Raw genomic sequence first — 24,437 nt, forward strand, 5'->3', positions numbered from 1 at the left:
TCCCTGCGCCGAACGCCCTGAGCCGAAAACAGAAAGAGGCGGGGCCGGGGCCCCGCCTCTTCGTCAGGATAGAGAGCGTCGCTTCACGAAAAAGGACGCGAGGACCAGAGCCGCCCCCACCAGAATGATCCCGATCAGGCCGTAGACGGCCGCTGTGGTCCAGCCGGTCGCACCGAACATGAAGACCGCGATCCAGTGATCGAGGAACAGGGTTCGGAGGCCGAGGAAGGCGAGCGCTCCCCCCAGAAGAAGGGAGAGACCGATCAACCCCATGCTGCGAGGGTTACCCAAAGCGCTCATTTTGAATCATTCCTAAAGAGGGCCGATGTCGATTTCGGTGCGTTCGAGTTCATCAGGGATGTTGTTCCGGTTGCGGTCAACACCCGTGAAGGAGGTGCCCGGCCCGAGAATGGCGGTGCGCGAACCGACAAACGGAATACGGACGGTGATCCGGGCCGAGCCCGTCAGGGTATAGGTGGAACGCCCACCGCCGACCGACCGGCCGGTGCCCGGCGTGCCCGGGCGGATGGTGAACAGGGGATCCGGCTCGACCGGCGTCGGGTCGACGACGTAGGTCGCCTGATCATCGAAAGGCAGGACGCCGCCTTCGGTGTAGGGCTGCTGGGACTCATCCTCGAGCCCCACCTCCTGTTGGTAGTCCTGGCAGCAAAGCGCGGCCGTCATGGCCATGGCAGTCAGTATCATTCTGGTAGTCCCCCAATGAAAAACCACTACCGAGAGTATGAGGCAACAACCCGAAGTCAAGCTTCGGGTTGCAGGATCGATGCACGCCAGCGTTGAATAGCAGGATCGGGGCGCCGGAGCCAGAGAGAGAGGCAGGCGCGCGCCGCCTTCCGGGGCGTCTAGAAACGCTGGGACAGACGCAGGCGAAGGGTCCGGCCAACCGGATCATTCCGATCTGCATTCCAGCCGGAGGGCCATGCCCCGTCGGCTAGCCGGGCCTGCCTGCGGCCATCCAACAGATTGTCGATCTGAAGCTCGATGCGGGCGCCGGGGCTCTGTCGGCGCTGATCATCGCCGTCGCCGCCGCCCCCGCGACCGGACAGGGTGAACCCGAGCCTGAGGTCCAGCGAGGCCCATGGCGCATAGAGAATGTCGCCTTCGCCATCGCGCCCGGCGATGCGACGCACCCGATAGGCGCCCTGCCGCCGTCCGGTGAGGTTCATCGTCCATCGCCCCCGGGCCGAGGTGAGCTCAAGCTGTGACGATGCGCCGGGCGCGCCGCCGCTGTCGCCGGCCAGACGATCAAGCTCGGGCGAACCGGGAATTATGGAGAACCGGTCCTCCAGCCGCTGACTGTGACGCAGCCGGAGTTGAACCGGAGCCGGCAGAATCGGGCCCTCGGGAAGGGTGACGGCGGCGGTCAGATCGAGCGAAGCGTCCCGGAAGCCTGCGAGGTTCAGGGGACGGCGGTCAACCGCCAGCAGGCGCCCGTCATCCGACCGCAGGAAACGCTCGGGGAACAGGGCCTCGTTCTCGGGCGTCGCCGCGAGATCGCGCACGATGCCGTCGCGGCCACGGCGCGCGCCCAGACTGGCGCCCATGGAAAACCGCAGGGCGGTCATCGGCCCGATCGACGCCCCGAGCACCGTGGCGTCCGTGACGCTGGCTCGAAGATCGGGGGCGCCGCCCTCGATCGTGAAGACCTGCTCGGTCCGGCCGTTCCGGAAGTCATAAACGAGGGTGGAGGGGCCGTCGTAGGCCGGGGCGAAGCGGTCCGCTTCGCCCGGCGCCGCCGTGGTGCGGGTCCAGGATGCGTTCACCCGCACACCAGGCCCGAAGCGACCGGTCAGACCCAGATGAAGATTGTCGCCCTGCCCAGCCCTGCCCGTCTGGCGACCAACCGCGAGGGCGAGATCCAGCCCCCCGGGCCGTCCGCGCGGCGCGACCGGCCCGCCGAGCACCGGCGCGGGTCCCCCGAGCAGGGGGATCGAGAGCCGCGCCGACCAGGAGCGGGTCTCCGCCTCGAGATCGCGCACGACGTCGCCGCGGGTCTCGGACTTGCTGTGATTGCCGCCAGCCTCCAGGCTGACGGTCGCCGGCCCGGCGGGCGTCAGGGGGAAGCTTCGGCTGGCGTTGAGGCTGAGATCAAACAGCCGCCCCTCGCTGGTGGTGCTGGACAGCCCCTCGCGACGCGCCTCGGTGGTTTGGGCCCGGAGCGACGCGCTGACATCCCAGTCAAGGGCGCGGCCCGACAGTCCCGTGACGGCGCCGACGATCCGGTTGGTGGAGGTCTGATCCACCGGTCCGCCCTCCACGACGATGGTGGAGCGGCTTTCGTTCTGTCTGGCGTTCGCGTTCAGGCTGAGGTTCCAGTCGCCGAGGGAGCGGCCGAGCGCGAACTGGGCGGTGTAGGACCGCGAGGCGGGCGTCAGCGTGGCGGCGCCCGCATCCGGCCGCCCGTCCATGACGCCGGGCCGTTCGTCGCCGAAGAGGGCCGTCGTGCGCGTGGCCCCGAGCGTCAGCGCGGTGATCTCCAGTCCCGCGAGGCGATTGGCGCGCCCGGACAGGGCCACGCCGGTCAGACCGCCGGCGCTCGGCCGATGCGCCCTGAGTTCGCCGTCGAGACTGCCGAACCGCTGGGCGAGGACCAGATTTATCGCTCGCCCGGAGACGGGACCGCCGAAGGCGCCGGCTGATCCCGGAGGGAGAACCTCGGCGGACCGCAGGGCGTCGGGCGGCAGGCTGAAATAGAGGCCGGGATCGGCCACCCGCCGCCCGTTGATGATGATGACCGGCGGCTCCGGATCGGCGTAGAATTCCGAAAGCCGCGTCGCGAGTTCGCCGATGCTCCAGAGATTGAGCGCATCGATCTCGGCGGGGCCGATCTCGACCTCGGCCGCGACCTCGGCCCGCCCCTGGGCGCCGAGGACGAGGACATCCTCAAGCTCGGTGACGGGAGGACGGGGCGGCGCGGTCTGGGGCGACGGAGGCGACGCGAGAGCCAGGGCGACCACGAGGGCGCCGGACACAAGAAGACTCACAGCGGAGCCAGGCCCGATGCCGGATCAGGTCGGGGAACGCCCAACGACTTTGACATGGCCCCTCCCCCGGAGAACCGGCGCAACGCGCCGGAATCGGTCGAGCGTAGCAATCACAGGTTGCCTCGAAAAGGCGGGGGCTGAGGTCGGTCAGGACGCCGTCGGATCGCCGTCGAGCCGCTCGCTCCACACATCCAGATCCGCCTCGCGGCCAATCAGGGCCAGGCCCGAGGCGATGGACTCGAACTCGCCGCCGGTCTCGATGCGGTCGGCGCCGAAGCGGCGGTGGAAGATGTCGCGGACGGCGGGGACGAAGGAGGTGCCGCCGGTGAGGAAGACGCGGTCGATCTGATCGGGGCGCAGGCCCGAGCGCTGCACGGCCTCGTCCACGGCGGCCTCGATGGCGGCGAGGTCGGGGGCGATCCAGCTTTCGAACCGGGCGCGGGTGACCGGCTTCTCGATGCGGATGGAACCCGCGATGAAGCTGAAGTCGGCCTGCTCCCGGCTGGACAGGGCCATCTTCAGGTCGGCGACGGCGCGGTACAGGGCGTAGCCGTGGTTGTCGTCCAGAACCTCGATCATGCGATCGAGCTTGTCAGGCTCCAGCGCGGTGCGGGCCAGATCACGGAGATCGCGCATGTCCTTTGACGCACGGAACAGGGCCAGCTGGTCCCAGCGGGCGAAGGCGGCGTAGTAGCGCTGGGGGATGGGCAGGGTCTTGCCGAAGGTGCGGTATTCGCCGCCCTTGCCCAGCTCGGGCGACACCAGATGATCGATGATCCGGTAGTCGAAGGCGTCGCCCGCGACGCCGACGCCTGACCGGGCGAGCGGGGTGGAGCGCAGGCCGTCGGGGCCGCGCTCGAACCGGACGACGGAGAAGTCGCTGGTGCCGCCGCCGAAGTCGGCGACGAGAACATTGGCGTCAGACTGGAGCGTGCGGGCGAAGAAGAAGGCCGCGCCGATGGGCTCATAGGCGTAGCGGATGTCGGTGAAGCCGAGCCGGGCGAAGGCGGTCTCATAGCGGCTGAGCGCCAGCTGTTCGTTCGGCGAACCCCCGGCGAAGGTGACGGGCCGTCCGACGATGACCCGCGCCGGAAGATCGGCCATGCCCTCACCGCCATGGGCGCGCAGACGCAGCAGGAAGGCGCTGAGCAGGTCCTCGAACCTGTAGCGCCGGTTGTCGATGACCGTGTCGGTGAAGGCGGCGTTGGCGGCGAAGGTCTTGAACGACTGGATGAAGCGGGTGTCGAGCGCGTCCTCGACCCAGGCCTCGATGGCCCAGGGCCCGGCCTCGACGATGCGCTGGGGCGGTTGGCCGCCGGTCGACTGCGGGATCTGGAAGCTGAGGGTCGAGCGGAAGGCGGTGACCTGACCGGTGGGGGCGTCGAAGCGCAGGACCGTCGCCTCGCCGTCGGCGCCCGCGATGGCGACGACGGTGTTGGTGGTGCCGAAATCGATACCGACGGTGGGGGCGGTGTCTGAACTCATGAAGGCGGCTCCCGGCGGTGGGCGGCGTTCCTAGCGCAGAAACGCCGGGAAGGCTTCCGCTCAGATCACCGCCTGCACCAGACCGCGCGCCTGCGCCTCGCCAGCTTCGAGATACCAGTCGTCGGATGCGCGTTTCAGCACTTCTTCCATGGTGATGTCGGAGCCGCGGATCAGATTTTCGAAGCCTTCGTTCTGGATGGCGATGGAGTGTTCCAGCTCATGCAGCATGGCCTTCACCGGGGCGAGGCAGGCGGTCAGGGGGCCGGCCACCTGAAGCGTCTTGTCCATCTTGCGCTCGTGGATCATCACCCGCGTGCCGCGCGTCAGATAGCGGTTTTCGCGCGCGAAAAAACTCATGAAGGTGGCGCCGGCGGAGTAGATGGCGGCCTTGCCGAGGAAGACGAAGCGGCGCTCGGGGCGGTCCTCGCTGTGGAAGCGGATATCCTCGCCCATCATGCGGGCGACCTCGGGATCGCCACCCAAGGTGGACAGTTCGGTGACGACCAGACCGGTCGGCGGCGCGGCCGCCAACCGGTCGCGGAAGCGGTCGTACATGGCATAGTCGACCGCACCGGCCAGCATTATACTCGGGCAGGCGAAATCGCGAGCGGTGAGGGTCAGGCTGTCAGGGGCCCGATGCATCGCGGTCACGCTCATCCCTGACGCACCTCATAGCCCCGCGACGTGGCCCAGTTGCGGGCCTCGTCGAGCGAGAAGAAGGGGTGCAGCGGATCACGGACCGAGCCCCGTTCGTCCGTCAACTCGCACTCCCACCACTGGATGACGCGATGGTCGCGGGTGCGGCGCTGAATCGGGATAAGGACGGCATAGGGGGTCATCGGTCTTGTCCTCACAGCGCAACGGATCGTGTAAACCTCTGATCCGGCGGAGAGTTCCTGCGCCGGACGCCGGACGTCACGGTTTCGACCACGCCGTCGTCAGGCGCGCAGCACCTTCTCCATCGCCTTGCCCCGGGCCAGTTCGTCGATGAGTTTGTCGAGGTAGCGGATTTCCTGCATCAGGCCGGGCTCCATGGCCTCGACGCGGATGCCGCAGATGGTTCCGGTGATGAGTTCACGGGCCGGGTTCAGGGCGGGGGCGTCGCCGAAGAAGGCCTCGAACGGGGGTCTTGTCGGCGATCAGGGCGTCGAGCTGCGGCTGGGTGTAGCCGGTGAGCCAGAGGATGACCTGGTCGACCTCCGCGCGGGTGCGGCCCTTCCTTTCAGCCTTGGCGATATAGGCCGGATAGACCGAGGCGAAAGGCATGGCGAAGATGCGGTGGGTCATGCCTCGCGCTCCACCGGGAACAGCCGGGCCATGCCGACAGACTTCGGAGCCGTCTCGGTGAAGCCGTACCGGGCGTAAAGGCGTTTGGCCTCGCCGTCCGCGATCAGGCTGACATAGGTTCCCGGAAGGGCGTGGCGCTCGGTCCAGGTCATGAGGGCGGCCATGATCGCCTTGCCGAGGCCCCGGCCCTGATGGTCCGGCTCGACCGCGATATCGACGACCTGAAGGAAGAGGGCGCCGTCACCGACGAGGCGGCCCATGCCGACGGCGCGGCCCTGATGCTCGATGACGACAGAAAACAGGGTGTGCGGCAGGCCCGCGGCGGCGGCCTCCGCGCTCTTGCGCCCCATGCCCGCGACGGTGCGGAGACGCAGATAGTCCTCGACGGCAGGCGTGCGCTCGACGAGGACGTAGCCTTCCGGCATCAGCCGTACATGTCGCCCAGGTACACCCGGCGGACTTCGGGGTCGCGGATGACGTCTTCGGCCTTGCCCTCGAACAGGACGGCGCCGCCCGAGATGATCGAGGCGTGGTCGATGATTTCGAGGGTTTCGCGGACATTGTGGTCGGTGATCAGGACGCCGATCCCCTGCCCCGCCAGATAGCGGATGACCTGACGGATATCGGCGATGGCCAGCGGGTCGATGCCGGCGAAGGGTTCGTCCAGCAGCATGAAGCTGGGCTTGCCGGCGAGGGCGCGGGCGATTTCGCAGCGACGACGCTCGCCGCCTGACAGGCCCGAGGCCGGGGCCTGCCGCAGGTGGTCGATGCGGAGTTCTTCCAGCAGGCGGCTGGTTTCCTCGGCGATGGCTTTCTGGCCGGTGTGGTGCAGCTCGACCACCGCCTTGATGTTCTGCTCGACCGTCATGCCGCGGAAGATAGAGGCTTCCTGCGCCAGATAGCCGATGCCCATGCGGGCGCGCTGGTACATCGGCTGGGCCGTGATGTCCTCGCCGTCCAGCCAGATCGAGCCGGTGTCCGGCGGGATCAGTCCGGTGATCATGTAGAAGCAGGTGGTCTTGCCCGCGCCGTTGGGGCCGAGCAGGCCGGCGACCTCGCCCCGCTGGACCGTCAGGGAGACGTCGCGGACGACCTGACGCTGGCCGAAGGCGCGCGCCAGATTCTCGGCGCGCAAACCCGTGGGGCGCGCGGCCGCCACCGGCGCCGGAGCGGCGGCGTCATGGACGTTGAGGGCGGAGAGTTCCTTGCGAGCCACGAGCGCGCCGAGCCGAAGCTCAGTTCCCCCGCTCGGGGTAGAAGACGCCCTGGACGCGGCCGTTGGAGCCGCCTTCCATCTGCGCGGACTCGGTGCGGGTGTTGTAGACCAGCCGCGAGCCGGTGATGACGTTCTCGCCCTGGGTCAGGATCACGTCGCCGGTCAGGACGATGGTGTCATTGGCCGGGGTGTAGACGGCGCGGTCGCCGCGGATCGTCTGTTCCGGGGTGACGAAATAGACGCTGCCCGACGCCTCGACCCGCGTAAGCGAACCGTTGGTGATGGCGCCCTCGACCCGGTCGGCCCGGATACGGTTTTCGCCCTGAATCAGTTCAGCGCGGCCGCGCAGGGACAGGCCGGTCGGGCTGTAGGCGCTCTCATCGGCGCCCCACATGATCGGCTGGTTGCCCTGGAAGCTCTGGGCGTCGCCGATGGTCGGCAGGGCCAGAAGACCGATGCCGAGCGCCGCGGCGGTGAGGAGACGGGTGTTGATCATCAGTTCGACCTCGACGGGTTGATGGTCCCGCGCACCTTGTTATCGCCAGAGCCGCTGAACACGACCCGTTCGCCTTGATCATAAATCGCATAGGACGAAGCGTTGATCGTTCCAAGAGGCCCGTTGCCCTGAACGCCCTTTGAACCGGTCACGACACCGGTCGCGGTGTTCACCACGGCCTCGGGCGTCACCAGCGTAAAGCCGGATCCGCCGTCGGAAATCCGCACGTTGGGACCGATCGTCACGGTCTTCGCCGCCTCGTTATACTCGCCGCCGTCGGCTGTGAGTGTGGTGACCTTGCGGCCGCCCAGATTAAGACGCAGCGCCGGGCCGACCAGACGGAAGCGGCCAGTGTTCGGATCACGCACCGCGCCCTGTGCGCCGATGACGAAACTGCGCCCCTGGGCGTCCTGACCGTGGAACATGGGATTGTCGAGCCGGACCTCGCGGCTGGTCCCGGCCTTGCGCTCGACGTCGGACATGACGGTGCGCAGGACGATCCAGCTGATGGTGCCGCCCGCGAGGACGAGGATCATCACCGGCAGAAGACGACGCAGCAGCTGGACCCGGCGCGAGCGCGCGCGGAAGGCCGAGGCCGTCGCGGCGACGCGAGCCTCGTCCTCGGCCTTGCGGGTCTCCACCGGCTCGTTGCTCATCAGACGTCCAGTTTACGCATGGGCGAAGATGTCCTGTTCGTCCCAACCGGCCAGATCCAGGGCGGAACGGGTGGGCAGGAACTCAAAGCATTTGCGGGCCAGTTCGGTGCGGCCCTCGCGCTCCAGCATCTCGTCCAGACGCGCCTTGACGGCGTGCAGGTACAGGACGTCGGAGGCGGCGTAGTCGAGCTGGGCCTGCGTCAGGACGGGCGAGCCCCAGTCGCTGGACTGCTGGGCCTTGGACAGCTCCACGCCCGCGCACTCGCGCACGACGTCCTTGAGGCCGTGACGGTCGGTGTAGGTCCGGGCCAACTTGGAGGCGATCTTGGTGCAATAGACCGGGGCGGTGTCCAGACCGAGGTGCAGCTGGAACATGCCGATGTCGAAGCGGCCGAAGTGGAACAGCTTGAGCACGTTCCGATCAGCCAGCACGCGCTTCAGGTTCGGACAATCATAGGCCGGGCGGTTCAGGCGCACGACATGGGCGTTTCCGTCGCCGGCCGACAGCTGGACGACGCAGAGCGGGTCGCGGCGGAAACGCAGGCCCATGGTCTCGGAATCGACAGCCACCACCGGGCCGAGGTCCAGGTCGTCGGGCAGGTCGCCTTCGTGCAGATAAACAGTCATGGGGAGCTAGGTAGCGCCTTGGCGGCTGGGAGGCGAGGGCCGGGGCGGTGAATAGTGATTGGTGATTGGTGATTGGTGATTGGTGGGCGGGGCCGCCTCAGACGACGGAGCCCGGAAAGTGGCTGGTGGATAGGGATTAGTGGGTGGCCGCTGAACGGCCCGCGTCAGGATGGGACCAGCCGGTAGCGGCATCGAACCACTAACCACCAATCACTTCGCCGCACCGGCGTCAGACGCCCGCGCACCGGCTGACATCGAGCCCAAAAGAGAAAAGGCGCCGCATCGGAAGATGCAGCGCCTTTTCAATAATTGGTGCCCAGAAGAGGACTCGAACCTCCACGACCTTTCAGTCACTGGCACCTGAAGCCAGCGCGTCTACCAATTCCGCCATCTGGGCCAAACGTCCGTGCCGCAAGCGGCGTTTCCGTCTGGAAGGCGCGGACCTCTAAGGCAGTGCCCGGACCGGGTCAACAACCTTTTCCAGCATTTTTTGCGTTTGCGTTGCGAGGCCCCACGCCATCGTCTAATCCGCCGTCGTGCAAGGGTATTCCCGCGCGCCGTCCGCATTGGAGTCTGACATGAGCGAAGTCGCCCCCGGCCTGATCACCGTCTTCGGCGGAGCGGGATTCGTCGGCGCCCAGGTGGTGCAAGCGCTGGCGCGTCGCGGCTGGCGCATCCGTGTGGCGAGCCGCCGCCCGGACCGGGCCTGGAAGCTGCAGACGGCGGGCACGGTCGGCCAGATCAAGGCCATCCGCTGCGACGCGACGGACCCGGCGCAGGTGGCCGAAGCCATCCACGGCGCGGACGCCGCGATCAATCTGGTCGGCATCCTGTACGAGACCGGCGGCCGCAAATTCCATGACCTTCACGTCGGCCTGGCCCGCACCATCGCGGAAGCCTGCGCGGTGGCGCAGGTGCGCCTGCTGCAGATGTCGGCGCTGGGCGCCAATCCGGAGAGCGACTCGCTCTACGCCCGCACCAAGGCCGAGGCCGAGATGGCGGTGCGCGAGGTGAAGCCGGACGCCATCATCGTGCGCCCCTCGGTCGTGTTCGGCCCGGGCGACGACTTCCTGAACAAGTTCGCCGCCATGGCGCAGGTGTCGCCGGTGCTGCCGCTCATCGGCGGCGGCCAGACGAAATTCCAGCCGGTCTATGTCGGCGATGTGGGCGAGGCCATCGCCCGCGCCATCAGCCGGACGGACGCGGACGGTCAGACCTATGAGCTGGGCGGCCCGGCCGTGATGACCTTCGAGGAGGTGCTGAAGCTGGTGGCCCGGGAGACCTATCGCGAGCCGGGTCTGGTGTCCCTGCCCTTCCCCATCGCCAGGGCGATCGGCGGTCTGGCCCAGATCACGGCGGCGTTCGGCATCAAGCCGGTGCTGACCGAGGATCAGGTGACGCTGCTGCAGACGGACAATGTGGTGTCCGACGGCGCCCAGGGCCTGGCCGCGCTGGGCATCGAGCCGACGGGCGTGGAAGCCGTCGCCGCCGGTTATCTGTGGCGCTACCGCAAGGGCGGCCAGTTCGCGACGGAAGCCGCGGCGGCCTGAGCCGCCTTCTGCGGAGTGGTTAGTGGCGAGTGATTAGTAGCTGGCCACCAGCCTGCGACGGGACGGTTTCCGCCGCCTTCCGCCAGCACTGTCAGCGGAAGGGCGGCGCAGGTCTTGCGGCTGCACCCTGTCGGCCAACCACTAGCCACTAACCACTCGCCACTTCCCTCGCGCCGCGCTTCAGGCCAGCCAGAGCGCCAGCAGGCCGACGGTCCCGACCACGATCCGCCAGATGGCGAAGGGCGTGAAGCCGTAGTTGGACACGAAGCTGAGCAGGAAGCGGATCACCAGCAGGCCGGCGACGAAGGCGCTGATGAAGCCCACGGCGATGACCCAGCCGAAGCTGAGGTCCAGAGCGCCGCCGCTCTTGATCAGGTCGTAGGTGAAGGCGCCCACCATGGTCGGGATGGCCAGAAAGAAGGAGAACTCGGCCGCCGCCGGCTTGTCCAGGCGCAGCAGCAGGCCGCCCGCGATGGTCGAGCCCGAGCGCGACACGCCGGGCACCAGCGCCAGACACTGGAACAGGCCGATCAGGGCCGAGGTCTTCCACGTCAGCTGCATCGCGTCGGATTGCTTCGGCGTGGGCGCCCAGCGGTCCAGCGCCATCAGCAGGAAACCGCCGATGATCAGGGTGATGCAGACGATCTGGGGCGTCTCGAACAGATAGCCCTTGATGAAGTCGTACAGAAAGGCCCCCGCCAGCAGCGACGGGATGAAGGCGATCACGACGCTGATGGCGAAATGACGGGCTTTCGGATCGGTCGGCAGGCCGATCAGCACCTTCCACAGGCGTCCGAAATACAGCAGCACGAGCGCGAGAATGGCGCCCAGCTGGATCATCACCACGAAGGAGGACCAGCGCGAGTCGGTGAGGCCCAGAGCCTCGCGCAGAAGCAGCAGGTGGCCGGTGGACGACACCGGAATGAACTCGGTCAGACCCTCGATCAGACCGAGGAGGATCGCCGCAAGCCAGTCAGCCATGGATTTCCCTTATCGCCGGGTCCGACGCCTCAATGCGCGCCCGGCTCCGGCCCCACATAGCGCAGGCGCGCCCGGATAGGCGAGCCGTCAAGCGACTGGTCGAGCGCATGGGCCAGCAGACCGGCCAGACGCCCCACCAGAAAGATGTCCTGCGCCCCGTCGCGCGGCAGCTCCATGCGCCGGGCGGCCGTGGCGAGAGCCAGGGCGAAGCCGGGCGGCGGACCAGCGGCGGCCTGACCGTCGCGCAAGACGCGCAGAAGATCGGCGGGCAGGTCGGCGGCGGCCAGCAGGGCCTGGGCGCGCGGGTCGGCGTCATTCCAGTCGGGATCTCCGAAACCCGCCCGGTCGAGATCGCGCGTCGCCTCCGCCGGATGGCGGCGGACGGCGTTGATCCAGCCGGAAGCGCGCGACAGCTCCGTCACCGTTCGGCAGGCGGCGGCGACGGTCAGCCCGGCGAGGGCGGCGGCGGCGGGCGAGGCCCCGCCCGCGGCGACCGCGCGGGTGGCGATGACGGCGGCGTCCATCCCCGCGTCGGCGGACAGGACCAGAGCCCGGCGGATCAGCTGGGCGTCGCGCTCGGGCGCCTTCCAGAAGCGGGCGAGGCGCTGGTGCAGGAACAGACGCGGGCCGGGACCGGCGACGGCGTCCACCGCCTCATCGAGCACGCGGGCGCATTCGACGCGCAGGGCCTCCGGATCGCGGGCGGGCGTATCGGCGTCCTCGTCCGCGCGACGGGCGAGGGCGGTGAACAGGCGGGCGCGGGCCGAGCCCCCGGGGGTGACGCCGACGCGGGGGCGGATTTGGGCGAAGGGGTTGGCGGCGCGGGAGGCCCAGAGCGTCCGTGCGACATCTTCCAGCGTGGCGGTCGCCGACAACTGGACCGCGTCCAGCCCCCGGTAGAACAGCCGCCCGGAGGCGATGACGCTGACCGACGAGGCCAGATCAGCCTCGCCCCGCCCGGCGGGGCCGCGCTCCATGACGCGCGGCGCCTCATCCGTCTCGATCAGGTCGCCGGTCAGACGCGCGATGTCGCGGGCGGCGTAGAGACTGCGGCGCGGATCGGCGGGATCAGGGCGCGCGGCGATGCGGCCACGACTGACATAGGCGTAGAGCGTCTGGGCCTTGACCCCCAGCCGTCCCAGGGCCTCCGTCCGCCCGATCCAGCGTTCGCCGGTCGTTTCCATCGCAGTCCCCCCGGTCCCGTCACACTCCGGAAACCATAATGGGCCGCGACCTTGGGGCCGTTTCGTGACGAACACGCTAACGCCGGTATGTACGACGACTTGGCAGGGTCGCAGGTTTCCGCGACAAGGCCGTTCATGAGCACCGCTTCTCTCGATGATGTTCACGCCGCGACACGGGGCGTGACCCGCCTGTCGGTCGCCGTGGCCGTCATCCTGATCGTGCTGAAGACCTTTGCGCTGGGCGCGTCGGGGTCGGTGTCGATCCTGGCGTCGCTGGCGGATTCGGCGCTGGACCTGATCGCCTCGCTGGCCACCTTCTTCGCCGTGCGCTGGGCCGCCGCCCCGCCGGACGAGGAACACCGCTTCGGCCACGGCAAGGGCGAGGCGATGGCGGCGCTGGTGCAGGCCGGTCTGATCTTCGCCTCCAGCGTCTTCATCGGCTGGGAAGCGATCCAGCGCCTGTTCGACCCGCGCCCGGTCAGCGCCGGCTGGGCAGGCGTGTCGGTGATCCTGATCTCCATGGCCCTGACCGGCTGGCTGATCTGGCAGCAGGGCCGGGCGATCAAGGCCAGCGGATCGACCGCCGTGGCCGCCGACCGCGCCCACTACGCCTCCGATCTGGCGGCGAACCTCGTGGTCCTGATCGGGGCGGCGTCCGGCGCCTTCCTGTCGGCGTCGGGACTGGACGCGGCGGCGGGTCTGGTGGTCGCGGTCTGGCTGTTCTGGGGCGGGACGGGCGTGCTGAAGGGCGCCGCCGACCAGCTGCTGGACCGGACGGCCTCGGACAGCGACCGGGCGACGATCACCACGGCCATCCTGTCCGATCCGCGGATCACGGGCGTGCACCGCCTGCGGACCCGTCAGGCCGGGCCGGTGCTGATGATGCAGATGCATGTGGACATGGCGCCCAGCCTGACGCTGGCGGAGGCACACGACATTCTGGACGCGGCGGAGACGCGGTTGCTGGAGCTGTGGCCGCACGCCGACATCATGATCCACCCCGACCCGCGCGATGCGGCGCCCGTCGACGGGATCGCGGAAAAAGACCCGGATACGGCCGCCACCGGAGCTGATGACTAACGCCCGCTTAACGGCCTTGGGCGCATGGAATGCCGGATGTCGGTGTCCGTCCTCTTTCACTTCGCCTTTGATCCCGCCTCGCGCGTCGCGCGTCTGGCGCTGGGCGAAGCCAAGGTTCTGTTCGAGGAAAACGCGGTCAAGCCGTGGGAGCCGGACTGTCCCATCTTCACGCTGAATCCGTCGGGCATGACCCCGGTGCTGCAGACGACGGCCAACAGCCGGGTGCTGACGGTGTGCGAGCAGTCGGCCATTCTGGGCTGGCTGGAGGATCGCGGCCGCGAGCCCTTCCTGCTGCCGTCGGACCCGTTCGAGCGGGCCGAGGCGCGGCGGCTGGTCGGCTGGTTCGACGGTCGCTTCCATGACGAGGTCAACGCCGTGCTGCTGCACGAGCGGATGGAGAAGCCCCTGCTGCGGCTGGGACCGCCGGAGGCGCGGGCGCTGCGAGCCGGACGCGAGGCGCTGAAATTCCATCTGGTCATGCTGGAGAAGCTGCTGGGCGAGCGCGACTGGCTGGCCGGGCGCCGGATGAGCCAGGCCGACATCGTCGCCGTGGCCCATTTGTCGGTGCTGGACTATTTCGGCGAGATCAGCTGGGCCAACTATCCGGGTCTGAAGACCTGGTACATGAAGCTGAAATCGCGGCCCTGTTTCCGCACGCTGCTGTCGGACAGGTTCCCCGGGGTGGCCCCGGCGGCGCACTACACGGATCTGGATTTCTGATTGGCGGGTGAAAAGTGCTAGTGAGCGAGGGGTGAACGGGTTTGCGCCGTCGCCCACGCCATTGGCTCACCCATTCGCTCACCAGCACTTTTCACTCCCATGAGCGACCGTTTCAAGACCGCGATCAGAGCCGCCGCCGCGGACCTCGGCTTCGAGGTCTGCCGGTTCGCATCGGCGTCGGAGCCGTGGAGCGCGGGGGAGCGGCTGGCGCATTTCGTCGAGGCCGGACGGCACGGCGAGATGGGCTGGATGGAGACGACGCTGGAGCGCCGCGCCCATCCGACCGCCATGTGGGACGGGGCGAGGACGGCGATCGTTCTGGGGCTGAACTACGGCCCTGAAACCGATCCCCTCCCCGAGCTTGAGGACCGGTCGAGCGGCTACATCTCGGTCTATGCGCGGGGCGACGACTATCACGAGGTCATCAAGGGACGGCTGAAGACGCTGGCCGGGCAGGTGGCGGCGAAGACGGGGCAGGACGTGAAGGTGTTCGTGGACACCGCCCCCCTGATGGAGAAGCCGCTGGCGCAGCGGGCCGGTCTGGGATGGCAGGGCAAGCACACCAATCTGCTGTCGCGGAACCACGGCAACTGGCTGTTCCTGGGGGTGATCCTGAGCGCGGCGGAGATGGAGCCGGACGCGCCGGAGACCGAGCACTGCGGCCGCTGCACCGCCTGTCTGGACGCCTGCCCGACGAACGCCTTTCCCGCCCCCTTCCAGCTGGATGCGCGGCGGTGCCTGTCCTACCTGACCATCGAGTTCGCCGGGCCGTGGCCGGAGGAGTTCCGCGAGGCGACGGGCAGCCGGATCTACGGCTGTGACGACTGTCTGGCGTCCTGCCCGTGGAACAAGTTCGCGGCGGCGGCCAGCGAAAGCCGGGTGCAGGCGCGCGACAGTCTGGTCTCGCCCCGGCTGGCCGATCTGGCGGCGCTGGACGACCCATCGTTCCGGGCGCTGTTCACCAAAAGCCCGGTCAAGCGGATCGGGCGCAACCGCTTCGTCCGCAATGTGCTGTACGCCATCGGCAACAGCGGGGACGCGGACCTGATCCCGTCGGCGCAGGCGCTGACGGACGACCCCGATCCCGTGGTGCGGGACGCGGCGGAATGGGCGCTGGAGCGGCTGCGCCCCGGCTGACGATCAACCGTTGGCGGTGCGGCCGATGGGTCCGCCGCCGGGGGCGCGGGAGATGTCGAGCAGCTTCAGGCGGAAGACCAGCACGCTGTTGGCCGGGATCTCGGGCGAGGAGCGTTCGCCGTAGCCCTTGTCGGCGGGCAGGTAGACGATCCATTCGTCGCCGGGCTTCATGTGCTGAAGCACCTCGGTCCAGCCCTCGACGACCGTGCCGAGGGTGAAGACGGCGGGGGCGCCGCGCTCGTAAGAACTGTCGAAGACCGATCCGTCGATCAGCGAGCCCTCATAGTCGACGCGAACCAGATCATTACCGTCGGGGCTTTCACCGCCGGCGGGGCCGGACTGGACGACCTTGTACTGGATGCCGCCGGGCAGGGTCCGGACGCCCTCGGCCTTGGCGTTCTGCGCGAGGAAGGTCTGGCCCGCCTGCAGATTGGCCTCGGCGTCGGCGGCGTTGACCTCCGGCGCGCGATTGCACGCGGCCAGAGCCGCGATCATGGCCAGCGCCGCGGCGCCCTTAACCCATCCGGAGTTCATAGCCCGCACCTTCAAGTCCCTGTCTGATTTCTTCGGCGTGCGCCTCGCCGCGGGTCTCGACCATGATGTCGAACTCCGCGCCCTTGGCCGGCACGTCCAGCGCCAGCCGGTTGTGCACCACGTCTATGATGTTTCCGCCAAGGCCACCGATGACGGCGCTCATTTTCGACAGCATGCCCGGGCGGTCGTCGCCGAGGATGCGATAGACCACCAGCCGCTTTTCGCGGACCAGTTCGCGGTTCAGGACCACGGCCAGCATGCGGGCGTCGATGTTGCCGCCGGTCAGCTCGATGCCGACCTTCAGGCCCTTGAACTTGTCCGGATAGGCCAGCATGGCGGCCAGACCGCCGGCGCCCGCGCCCTCGGCCACGGTGCGCTCCATGGTGGCGAGACAGGAGACGCCGCGCTCGAAATCAGCCTCCTGACAGACCAGAACCTCGTCGATCAGCCCTTCGGCGACGGCGAAGGGGATGTCGCCCACGGCCTTGATGGCGATGCCCTCGGCGATGGTCTGACCGCCGCATTTCGGAGCCTCGCCGTTCCGGCGGGCGTTGAAGGAGGGGTACATGGCCGCCTCGACACCGACGATGCGAATCGACGGCTTCAGCGTCTTGGCCGCCAACGCCGAACCGGCGATCAGGCCGCCGCCGCCGATGGGGATGATCAGGACGTCGAGATCCGGCGCATCCTCCATGAACTCCAGCCCGCAGACGCCCTGACCGGCGACGATTCCCTCGTCATCGAAGGCCGAGACGAAGATGAAGCCTTCCTCGTCGCGCAGACGGTGGGCCTCCTCGGTGGAGCCGGAGAAGTCGAGCCCCTTGATGACGACATTGGCGCCGTGCTGGCGCGTGCCGTCGATCTTCACGAAAGGCGTGCCCTCGGGCATCACGATGGTGACCGGCACGCCGAGGCGGCCGCCGTGGTAGGCCAGAGCCTGGGCGTGGTTGCCCGCGCTGGCGGCGACGACGCCGCGCTTGCGCTCGTCCGGGGTCAGTTGCAGCAGGCGGTTCAGCGCCCCCCGCTCCTTGAAGCTGCCGGTGAAATGCAGGTTGTCGAACTTGATCCACACCTCGGCGCCCGTCAGCTGGGACAGGCGGCGGGAGTAGCGAACGGGCGTGCGGTCGACCTGACCGGCGATGCGGTCCCGTGCGGCCAGAATATCGTCAAACGTGACTGTCATGGACGTCCCCTATAGCCGGTCTCGCGCCGGATTTGTGGCGCGCTTGTGGACCACGGTCCAAACGGCCGCAACCTTGACCTTATCGCGGCGTTGAGCGTCTGATCCGACGTTCGACCCACGCCTGTATGGAGAGAGCTCATGTCCATCGCCCGGTCCGTTCTGACCTTTGCCGCCGTCAGCGCCTCGGCGGCTGTTCTGGCCGCCTGCGCGACCACGCCGACCGGCGCGGCCGGACCCGCCGGTCCCGCCCCGTTCAGCACCGCAGACTTCAACTGGTCGACCGTCGCCGGTCGCGCCTCCATCGAGGGCCGCGTCGACTATCGCCGCGACGGACAGGCCTTCGCCTGCACCGGCTCGGTCGCCCTGACGCCCGACACCCCCTACACCCGCGCCCGCTTCCGCACCTTGTACGGGGCGACCGACCGCGCCGCGATCCCGGAAGCCGTCGTGCGCGCCCGCACCGTGGCCGATCCCAACGCCGACTATCGCGGCTTCGTCCGCTCGGCGACCTGCCAGGACGGTCGGTTCGAGTTCACCGGCCTGCCCGCGGGCGGCTGGTTCCTGATCACCCCGGTCAGCGCCGGGGGAGATCGCGTGGTGCTGATGCGGCGCGTCGATACGCGTAGCGGACGAATCGCCGTCACCCTGCCCTGAGTGCGTACAGTTCCGTCTTTCGAGGCCGCGTATCAGGCCGCCCCGGAGAATTAACCATGCGAGCTGCCCTCCTGATCGCCGCCGGTCTGGCCGTCTCCCTGACGCTGGTCGGCGGCCCGGCCTCGGCCCAGTCCTACGACGGCTACGGGTACGAGTACGGGAACAGCGGCTATCACGGCGGCCATGATCCGCAGGACGATCGGTATTATCGGCCGCGCTATCGCTCGAACGCCGTGCCGTCGACCTTCGACTGGCGCAGCCAGCTGGACAGGCCGGGCGATTATCGCTGCGACCGGTTCTGGGACGCCAGCCGCGACGACTGCGGCGACCGCTGGCGCGACCAGCGCCGCCGGGTCAGCGCCCAGGCCCGCGGCGACTACCGGGAGCTGGCCGGGTATCGGGCCGGGGACGGTTACGGCTACGGGTACGGGGACGGCTATGGCTACGGGTACGGCTACAACGGGTACGGTTATGGACCGCGCCGGGGCTATGGCTCGCGGGCCTATGGTTATGGCTACGGCTATGGCGGCCACGATCAGGGCGGCACGACCTATGAAGGCGCCTATGGCCGGCCCGACGTGGTCTTCCCGGGCGGCGGACGTTACGGCCGCTACGCCGATACACGGTACTCCGGCTCGCGGGACGGACGCCGCATCGACTGGTGCCGGGCGACCTATCGCTCCTACGATCCGGGCAGCGGCTATTACCGCGCGTACAGCGGACGACTGGTCTGGTGCGGCTAAGCTTCTGAAAATCGGACAATGTTCGTCCGATCACGGATGTGTGGGTGAGCGGCGTTCGCCATTTTTTCGCCCGCTCCGACCCGCTTCGCTCGGCATGGCCCCATGCGGGCGCAGTCGAGGGGGAGCGTCATGTCCCAGCACAACATCTCCGGTTCCGAGGTTTTCGGTCCCAAGCCGTTCGTCATCCTGCGCGGCGTGAAATCCAGCGGCCTGCGCCGCCGCAAGAGCGCGCGTGTTCTCGGCGCCTTCATCGCCGGGGCTGTCGTGACCCTGGTCGGCGGCGCGGTCGCCGTGGCGGCCCTGGTCGGGCCGACGCTCTTCGGGTAGGCCCGACGGCCTTCAAACACTTCACGCGGCATTCTCCCTCCCCGCCCCGGGGAGGGATGTCGGCGCACAGCGACGACAGGGTGGGGGCGGCTCGGCGATACAAGCGCTGTATCGCCTTAGAGCCCTCCCCACCCGGCTTCGCCCGCGGCTCAGCCAACCTCCCCCGGCATTGGGTAGCAAACACACCTAGAGTTTCTATGCATTTTCCGAGGGTTATGTAGACTCCAGCCAGTAAGAGTGGATCGCCGATGTCGTGGAAGGGACGGCGGTCCCACAGCAGGTTAGGAGATATGCCCAAACAGCAAAGCGTCGTTCCGCCAGGTGCGGATCATGCACAAGCGCTTCATGCGCTGACACGGAAGTATGCCGAGGTAGCTGGCCTCATCGGTCGCGCCAAGGCCGAGGTGCATCGGCTGACAACCGACTTGGCCCACATTGAGGGGGCCATTCGCATCTTCGACCCGACGATCGAAATCGGGCGGATTAAGGCCAAGTATGTGCCGATCCGCGAGCCTTCGGCTCAGGGCGAGGTCACCAGCATCATCCTCGACGCCTTGAGAGAAAGCCCCGATCCTCTAACGCCGCGCGAACTCACCGAACACCTGATGGTGAGACGCGCGCTGCCGGTCGATGATCGGGACCTGTTCAATATCATGCTGAAGCGCGTTCGCGCCTGCCTGCGGTCTCAACGTGGTCGTGGCGTGCTGAAGCCCATCGCCATGGAGGGCATGGCCCAACGCTGGGAAGTCACGCTATGAAAATTCAACGGTTTAAGGCGGGTCCGATCCGGTTCACGCGCGGCCGACGGTTCTACGAGGTCGCTCACGCCTACGACGGCCATGGCTTCATCGGTCTGTGCGATGGTCGCGTTATCGCGACCGCCGCCGAACCGGCCGCCGTGGCGCGCGCCATGATCAAGTCCGTCGCCTGGATGAAGTAGGACATGCGTCGCGACATCTCGCGGCATCGACTGGCTGATCATCTCCTCAACTGCCCCGGCCCGCCGGGCGCGCTGGAGGTGTTCGTCGGGACCCGGCCGATTGAGGATGGCTGGGTCATCGTCGTGCTTCGCATCGACGGCTGCACGACTGAGAAGCAGGCTGCGTGGTTCGGTGGTGGCGTCCAAGGCGACCTTCTGGACCATCTTCGGCACTCCAACCCGGAGGAGGTTCCGGCCGAGGCGGTCGAGGCCGAATGGGCAATCCCTGCCGGCGCCGCGACGTGGAGCATCGCTATCTTTGTCACGCTGGGATCGATGCTGGAGGCCCTGACGATGGCGGACTTCCTGAAAGCCTACGCCGCGCCCACGCCCCATTGATCAGAAAGGAATATCGAAGCCGACCACCCCCGGCCGTAGGTCTCACCTTCTTGCCGTTTCCACCTTTCCCTGTGCTATCCCTCGCCGCCGAGGGGTAGTAACGCATGAACCATCAGTCTCTGTCGGCCTTCATCTGGTCCGTCGCGGACCTGCTGCGGGGCGACTACAAGCAGTCGGACTACGGCAAGGTGATCTTGCCGTTCACAGTGCTGCGCCGGCTGGACTGCGTGCTGGAGCCGACCAAGGCGGCCGTCCTGGCTGAGGACGCGAAGCGCAAGGCCGACGGCTTGAACCCCGACGCCTTCCTGAAGCGCGCGGCCGGCCTGTCCTTCTACAACACCTCGCCGATGGACATGGGGCGGCTGGTCGGCGACGCCGACAACATCGCCGCCAACCTCTACGCCTATATCCAAGGCTTCTCGCCCGAGGTCCGGGACATCTTCGAGCGTTTCGAGTTCACCGCCCAGGTCGACCGGCTCGCCAAGGCCGGGTTGCTCTACCAGGTGACCGAGCGGTTCGCGCGGATCGACCTGCACCCCAAGGCGATCGACAACCATCAGATGGGCCTCGCCTTCGAGGAACTGATCCGTCGTTTCGCCGAACTGTCGAATGAAACCGCCGGGGAGCACTTCACCCCGCGCGAGGTGATCCGGCTGATGGTCAGCCTGATTTTCATCGAGGACGATGACGTCCTGTCGAAGCCGGGAGTGGTGCGGTCGATATACGACCCCACGGTCGGCACGGGCGGAATGCTATCCGTAGCCGAGGAATACCTCGTCGAGCATAGCCCCGGCGCGCGGGTGAGCCTGTTCGGTCAAGAACTGAACCCGGAGTCCTACGCCATCTGCAAGGCCGACATGCTGATCAAGGGTCAGGACGTCGGCGCCATTATCTTCGGCAACACCCTCTCAGACGACGGCCATCCGGGGCGCAAGTTCGACTACATGCTGTCCAATCCGCCCTTCGGGGTGGAGTGGAAGAAGGTAGAGAAAGTCGTGCGCGCCGAGCACGAGCAGCAAGGCCATAGCGGCCGGTTCGGTCCCGGACTGCCGCGCGTATCGGACGGCTCGCTGCTGTTCCTGATGCACCTGCTGTCCAAGATGCGGCCCGCCAAGGAGGGCGGCAGCCGGTTCGGCATCGTCCTGAACGGCTCGCCCCTGTTCACCGGCGGCGCCGGATCGGGAGAGAGCGAGATCAGGCGCTACCTGTTGGAGAACGACCTGGTCGAGGCGATCGTCGCCCTACCGACCGACATGTTCTACAACACCGGCATCGCCACCTACGTCTGGATCGTGTCGAACCGGAAGCCGGCGGCGCGCCGAGGCAAGCTGCAACTGATCGACGCTTCGGGCTTCTGGCAAAAGATGCCCAAGTCGCTCGGCTCCAAGCGGCGGAAGATGTCGAACGATCACATCGGCAGGGTTACGCGCCTGTTCGGCGCCTTCGATCCGGCGCAACTGGCGACTCTATTCGACGCGAACGGCAAAGAGGTTGGCCGCGAGATCGTGGTCGAGGGCGACGCGCCCCCGCCGGCGCCCGAGGCCGGCAAGGTCAAGCTGCGTCCGCTGTCGCTGATCTTCGACAACACGGAATTTGGCTACCGGGCCATCACCGTCGAGCGACCCGCGCTGGACGATCAGGGTCGGGCGATCTTGGGACAGAAGGGCAAGCACAAGGGCAAGCCGGTCGCAGACAGCGCGCTACGGGACACTGAGAACGTGCCGTTAAACGAAGCGGTCGAGGCCTATTTCGAGCGAGAGGTTAAGCCCCACGCGCCGGACGCCTGGATCGACGATACGAAGACCAAGGTCGGCTACGAAATCCCGTTCAACCGGCACTTCTACGTGTTCGAGCCGCCACGTGACCTAGCCGAGATCGACGCTGATCTGCGAGAAGTTACCGACCGCATCAAAATGATGATCGAGGGGCTGGCGGCATGACGGGCGCCGATCTCAGGGCCGCCATCCTGGCGCTGCTCGACAGCCATCCGTCGGTTTCCGCATCGCCCGCCGGGCATGCCAAGCACGCCCTGCGCTACGTCACGGCCCAGGCCGCGCCGATTGGCTTCGAGCCCCGGACCGTGCGATTTCAGAATCTCTGGGTCCGCGCCGATTCAGTGCGAAAGCATCGGCTCGCCGACATCGACAGCCGCCGTTACGCGCACGCCGACTTCCACGTCAGCCAGCCGAACCACGACCTGTTTGGTGAACCTGCCTTCAAGGATACCGACCTCGTCTGCTTCAAGGTGAAAGACCTTTGGCAGGCTGCGCGGGTCGTCGCGGAAGTCGCCGGGTCAGGGTCTGGCGCGTGAGCTGGCCGTATCCCGAATACCGCGACAGCGGTGACGTATGGCTCGGAGCGCTGCCCAGCCACTGGGAGGTCCGACGCCTCAAGCAGGTCGCCCACGCATACCCGAGCAACGTCGACAAGAAGAGCCACGAGGGCGAACTGCCGGTGCGGCTCTGCAACTATACCGACGTCTACTACAAGGATGTCATCGCTGACGCTGATGGGCTGATGGCGGCCACGGCGAGTGCGGAGCAGATCGAGAAATTTTCTCTTCGCGCCGGCGACGTCATCATCACCAAGGATTCCGAAACGGCCGACGACATCGCCGTGTCGGCCTACGTCCCTGATGATCTGCCTGGGGTGGTCTGCGGCTACCACCTCTCGATAATCCGCCCCAAGGGGGGCACCAGCGGTGCGTTTCTGAAGCGCTACTTCGACTCGCACTACGCGAAGTCGTGCGCGGCGGTCCGCGCCAATGGGCTGACCCGCGTGGGGCTCGGCCAATATGCGGTGGATAACCTTGTCGTGCCGTTTCCTCCGCTGGAAGAGCAGACAGCCATCGCCGCGTTCCTCGACCGCGAGACGGGCAAGATCGACGCGCTGGTGAAGGCGCAGCAGCGGCTGATCGACCTGCTGAAGGAGAAGCGCCAAGCTGTGACCTCCCAGGCCGTCACCAAGGGCCTCGACCCGGCCGCTCCCATGAAGGACTCCGGCGTCGAATGGCTCAGCATGGTCCCATCGCACTGGAAGGTCTTGCGAATAGCGAATTTGTTCCGGGAGGTCAGTGACTCGGGTGACGACAGCCTTCCAGTGCTTAGTGTCTCCATACATCACGGGGTCTCGGACGATGAAGCTGATCCGGACGAGGCTGACAGAAAGATCACGCGCAGCGAGGACAGGTCTAAGTATAAGCGCGTCGAACCTAATGACCTTGTCTACAACATGATGCGAGCGTGGCAGGGGGGCTTCGGGACAGTCAAAGTCTTGGGCGCAGTCAGCCCGGCCTATGTAGTTGCTCGCCCAGCCCGCCCGGAGGTTGCCAAGTTCGTCGAACTGCTCTTGCGAACTCCAAAAGCCATCGAGGAGATGAGACGCCGATCGCGAGGAGTCACGGACTTCCGTCTTCGACTGTATTGGGACGAATTCAAAGACATGCGCGTCGCCTTGCCGGGGCCCGACGAGGTGAAGGCGATCTTGGGGCACATTGAGAACCAGATTTCTAAGTGGGAGCGCTTGATAGAGGTTGGTCACGAGACCATCGCTTTGCTTGAAGAACGACGCGCCGCTCTCATCTCAGCCGCTGTCTCCGGCAAGATCGACATTAGGTGCGATCGGCCAACCGCTCGTCGACTCGTTGGAGCGGCGGTCCTCGAACTCGTCGCCGACACACCCGCCTCAAGTCGGATGACGTCCGCCAAGCGGATGTATCTAGCCGAGGCCCACGCCGGGATATGGGAACTTCGGGGCCAGCCACAGCGCATGGCCGCCGGTCCCTTCGACGGTGCCCTGATGAGCGAGGTCGAGGCTGAACTGGCGCGGGTCGGGCACGTCGCCACCAGCCAGCCGGGCGGTCCGAACAGCCAAGTTCACTACCAGCTGACCGGACAGCGGGACGCGCTACGCCCCGAACTCGACGCGCTGCTGGGCGACCGCCGCGCCGCCTTCGACAAGATGCTGGCCGATCTCGGGAAACTGGAGTCCAAGGGCGTCGAGGCCGTCGCCACCCTCTACGCCGTCTGGAACGACATACTGATCGATGGAAAGACGCCCACGGAGGACGCCGTCATCGACGGCGTCCTGAACGACTGGCACGCCGAGAAGCGCGACAAGTTCACCAAGGCGGACCTGCGCAACTACCTCGGCTGGATGAGTCGCCACGGCATGATGCCCACGGGTCGTGGACCTCGCACCAAATCCGGCGCACTGCTCTGACTCCGTTGGGGTTGTGCTGATACGCGGCGATTC

At 67.5% G+C, this 24,437-nt stretch carries 30 protein-coding genes and 1 tRNA gene; 13 read left to right on the top strand and 18 right to left on the bottom strand.

Going from position 1 to position 24,437, the window contains the following annotated elements:
* Positions 1-63 precede the first annotated feature (63 nt).
* The 14 genes from ACODRV_RS11195 to ACODRV_RS11260 form a co-directional block, all read right to left on the bottom strand.
* Complete coding sequence (locus tag ACODRV_RS11195; RefSeq protein ID WP_488908363.1) at positions 64-300, bottom strand: hypothetical protein; 237 nt, start codon at positions 298-300, stop codon at positions 64-66.
* Positions 301-312: 12 nt separating this feature from the next.
* The gene (locus tag ACODRV_RS11200) at positions 313-705 is read right to left on the bottom strand and encodes a hypothetical protein (protein ID WP_141627789.1); all 393 of its coding nucleotides are present in this window, start codon (positions 703-705) and stop codon (positions 313-315) included.
* A 158-nt stretch (positions 706-863) separates the two neighbouring features.
* The gene (locus ACODRV_RS11205; RefSeq protein WP_488908364.1) at positions 864-2,993 is read right to left on the bottom strand and encodes a TonB-dependent receptor; all 2,130 of its coding nucleotides are present in this window, start codon (positions 2,991-2,993) and stop codon (positions 864-866) included.
* A 159-nt stretch (positions 2,994-3,152) separates the two neighbouring features.
* Complete coding sequence (locus tag ACODRV_RS11210) at positions 3,153-4,490, bottom strand: Hsp70 family protein (protein WP_488908365.1); 1,338 nt, start codon at positions 4,488-4,490, stop codon at positions 3,153-3,155.
* 60 nt (positions 4,491-4,550) lie between these two features.
* Positions 4,551-5,147 carry a peptidase S14 gene (locus tag ACODRV_RS11215; protein WP_240811663.1) on the bottom strand — a complete coding sequence of 199 codons (597 nt, stop codon included), beginning with the start codon at positions 5,145-5,147 and terminating at the stop codon, positions 4,551-4,553.
* Positions 5,144-5,329 (bottom strand): hypothetical protein, encoded by a 186-nt coding sequence (locus ACODRV_RS11220; protein WP_488908366.1) that lies wholly within the window; start codon positions 5,327-5,329, stop codon positions 5,144-5,146. The genes ACODRV_RS11215 and ACODRV_RS11220 overlap by 4 nt, the downstream gene beginning before the upstream one ends.
* Positions 5,330-5,428: 99 nt before the next feature.
* Positions 5,429-5,524: a DUF2200 family protein gene (locus tag ACODRV_RS11225; RefSeq protein ID WP_488908367.1), complete on the bottom strand. Its 96-nt coding sequence runs from the start codon at positions 5,522-5,524 to the stop codon at positions 5,429-5,431.
* 40 nt (positions 5,525-5,564) lie between these two features.
* Positions 5,565-5,777 (bottom strand): DUF2200 family protein, encoded by a 213-nt coding sequence (locus ACODRV_RS11230; RefSeq protein WP_488908368.1) that lies wholly within the window; start codon positions 5,775-5,777, stop codon positions 5,565-5,567.
* Positions 5,774-6,202 (bottom strand): GNAT family N-acetyltransferase, encoded by a 429-nt coding sequence (locus tag ACODRV_RS11235; protein WP_141627794.1) that lies wholly within the window; start codon positions 6,200-6,202, stop codon positions 5,774-5,776. The genes ACODRV_RS11230 and ACODRV_RS11235 overlap by 4 nt, the downstream gene beginning before the upstream one ends.
* Complete coding sequence (gene lptB, locus ACODRV_RS11240) at positions 6,202-6,993, bottom strand: LPS export ABC transporter ATP-binding protein (protein WP_141627795.1); 792 nt, start codon at positions 6,991-6,993, stop codon at positions 6,202-6,204. Before lptB ends, ACODRV_RS11235 begins: the two co-directional genes overlap by 1 nt.
* A gap of 19 nt (positions 6,994-7,012) precedes the next feature.
* The gene (locus ACODRV_RS11245; RefSeq protein ID WP_141627796.1) at positions 7,013-7,489 is read right to left on the bottom strand and encodes an LptA/OstA family protein; all 477 of its coding nucleotides are present in this window, start codon (positions 7,487-7,489) and stop codon (positions 7,013-7,015) included.
* A complete protein-coding gene (lptC, locus tag ACODRV_RS11250; protein ID WP_488908369.1) occupies positions 7,489-8,145 on the bottom strand; it encodes an LPS export ABC transporter periplasmic protein LptC in 657 nt (218 codons plus the stop codon). The genes ACODRV_RS11245 and lptC overlap by 1 nt, the downstream gene beginning before the upstream one ends.
* A 12-nt stretch (positions 8,146-8,157) precedes the next feature.
* Complete coding sequence (locus tag ACODRV_RS11255) at positions 8,158-8,772, bottom strand: ribonuclease D (RefSeq protein ID WP_141627798.1); 615 nt, start codon at positions 8,770-8,772, stop codon at positions 8,158-8,160.
* Positions 8,773-9,082: 310 nt separating this feature from the next.
* Positions 9,083-9,169, bottom strand: a tRNA-Leu gene (locus ACODRV_RS11260).
* Positions 9,170-9,350: 181 nt separating this feature from the next.
* Here ACODRV_RS11260 and ACODRV_RS11265 point away from each other — a divergent pair.
* Positions 9,351-10,322 carry a complex I NDUFA9 subunit family protein gene (locus tag ACODRV_RS11265; RefSeq protein ID WP_141627799.1) on the top strand — a complete coding sequence of 324 codons (972 nt, stop codon included), beginning with the start codon at positions 9,351-9,353 and terminating at the stop codon, positions 10,320-10,322.
* Between the two features lie 180 nt (positions 10,323-10,502).
* Here the strand turns inward: ACODRV_RS11265 and ACODRV_RS11270 are convergent, their stop codons facing one another.
* Together ACODRV_RS11270 and ACODRV_RS11275 are read right to left on the bottom strand one after the other, a co-directional pair.
* Positions 10,503-11,303 (bottom strand): undecaprenyl-diphosphate phosphatase, encoded by an 801-nt coding sequence (locus tag ACODRV_RS11270; RefSeq protein ID WP_488908370.1) that lies wholly within the window; start codon positions 11,301-11,303, stop codon positions 10,503-10,505.
* A gap of 29 nt (positions 11,304-11,332) precedes the next feature.
* Positions 11,333-12,487, bottom strand: coding sequence for a citrate/2-methylcitrate synthase (locus ACODRV_RS11275; protein WP_488908371.1), 1,155 nt, complete (start codon positions 12,485-12,487; stop codon positions 11,333-11,335).
* Positions 12,488-12,622: 135 nt separating this feature from the next.
* Here ACODRV_RS11275 and ACODRV_RS11280 point away from each other — a divergent pair, with 135 nt between their 5' ends.
* The 3 genes from ACODRV_RS11280 (at position 12,623) to queG (ending at position 15,424) form a co-directional block, all read left to right on the top strand.
* The gene (locus tag ACODRV_RS11280; protein ID WP_488908372.1) at positions 12,623-13,567 is read left to right on the top strand and encodes a cation diffusion facilitator family transporter; all 945 of its coding nucleotides are present in this window, start codon (positions 12,623-12,625) and stop codon (positions 13,565-13,567) included.
* Between the two features lie 36 nt (positions 13,568-13,603).
* Entirely contained in the window at positions 13,604-14,287 is a 684-nt protein-coding gene (gene fzlA / locus ACODRV_RS11285; RefSeq protein WP_488908373.1) for an FtsZ-binding protein FzlA, read from the top strand.
* Between the two features lie 99 nt (positions 14,288-14,386).
* The gene (gene queG, locus ACODRV_RS11290; RefSeq protein WP_488908374.1) at positions 14,387-15,424 is read left to right on the top strand and encodes a tRNA epoxyqueuosine(34) reductase QueG; all 1,038 of its coding nucleotides are present in this window, start codon (positions 14,387-14,389) and stop codon (positions 15,422-15,424) included.
* A 3-nt stretch (positions 15,425-15,427) separates the two neighbouring features.
* Here queG and bamJ read toward each other — a convergent pair whose 3' ends face one another.
* Both bamJ and ACODRV_RS11300 read right to left on the bottom strand, forming a co-directional pair.
* Positions 15,428-15,958 (bottom strand): BamJ family beta-barrel-assembly machinery protein, encoded by a 531-nt coding sequence (bamJ, locus tag ACODRV_RS11295; protein WP_488908375.1) that lies wholly within the window; start codon positions 15,956-15,958, stop codon positions 15,428-15,430.
* A complete protein-coding gene (locus tag ACODRV_RS11300) occupies positions 15,939-17,141 on the bottom strand; it encodes a threonine ammonia-lyase (protein WP_488908376.1) in 1,203 nt (400 codons plus the stop codon). The genes bamJ and ACODRV_RS11300 overlap by 20 nt, the downstream gene beginning before the upstream one ends.
* 138 nt (positions 17,142-17,279) lie before the next feature.
* Between ACODRV_RS11300 and ACODRV_RS11305 the strand changes: the two genes are divergently transcribed.
* From ACODRV_RS11305 to ACODRV_RS11345, 9 genes are all read left to right on the top strand, one after another.
* A complete protein-coding gene (locus ACODRV_RS11305; RefSeq protein ID WP_141627807.1) occupies positions 17,280-17,795 on the top strand; it encodes a hypothetical protein in 516 nt (171 codons plus the stop codon).
* A gap of 56 nt (positions 17,796-17,851) precedes the next feature.
* A complete protein-coding gene (locus ACODRV_RS11310) occupies positions 17,852-18,538 on the top strand; it encodes a hypothetical protein (RefSeq protein WP_205750772.1) in 687 nt (228 codons plus the stop codon).
* Between the two features lie 129 nt (positions 18,539-18,667).
* Positions 18,668-18,865, top strand: coding sequence for a hypothetical protein (locus tag ACODRV_RS11315; RefSeq protein WP_141627808.1), 198 nt, complete (start codon positions 18,668-18,670; stop codon positions 18,863-18,865).
* A gap of 290 nt (positions 18,866-19,155) precedes the next feature.
* Positions 19,156-19,623, top strand: a complete 468-nt coding sequence (locus ACODRV_RS11320) for a hypothetical protein (RefSeq protein ID WP_488908377.1) — start codon at positions 19,156-19,158, stop codon at positions 19,621-19,623.
* Entirely contained in the window at positions 19,620-19,805 is a 186-nt protein-coding gene (locus ACODRV_RS11325; RefSeq protein WP_312689779.1) for a hypothetical protein, read from the top strand. The genes ACODRV_RS11320 and ACODRV_RS11325 overlap by 4 nt, the downstream gene beginning before the upstream one ends.
* Before the next feature lie 3 nt (positions 19,806-19,808).
* Positions 19,809-20,183: a hypothetical protein gene (locus ACODRV_RS11330; RefSeq protein ID WP_488908378.1), complete on the top strand. Its 375-nt coding sequence runs from the start codon at positions 19,809-19,811 to the stop codon at positions 20,181-20,183.
* 104 nt (positions 20,184-20,287) lie between these two features.
* Entirely contained in the window at positions 20,288-22,123 is a 1,836-nt protein-coding gene (locus tag ACODRV_RS11335; RefSeq protein ID WP_488908379.1) for a type I restriction-modification system subunit M, read from the top strand.
* Entirely contained in the window at positions 22,120-22,494 is a 375-nt protein-coding gene (locus tag ACODRV_RS11340) for a hypothetical protein (RefSeq protein WP_488908380.1), read from the top strand. The genes ACODRV_RS11335 and ACODRV_RS11340 overlap by 4 nt, the downstream gene beginning before the upstream one ends.
* A complete protein-coding gene (locus ACODRV_RS11345; protein ID WP_488908381.1) occupies positions 22,491-24,404 on the top strand; it encodes a restriction endonuclease subunit S in 1,914 nt (637 codons plus the stop codon). Before ACODRV_RS11340 ends, ACODRV_RS11345 begins: the two co-directional genes overlap by 4 nt.
* Positions 24,405-24,437 lie beyond the last annotated feature (33 nt).

It is taken from the genome of Brevundimonas sp. FG8 (genome assembly GCF_057808845.1).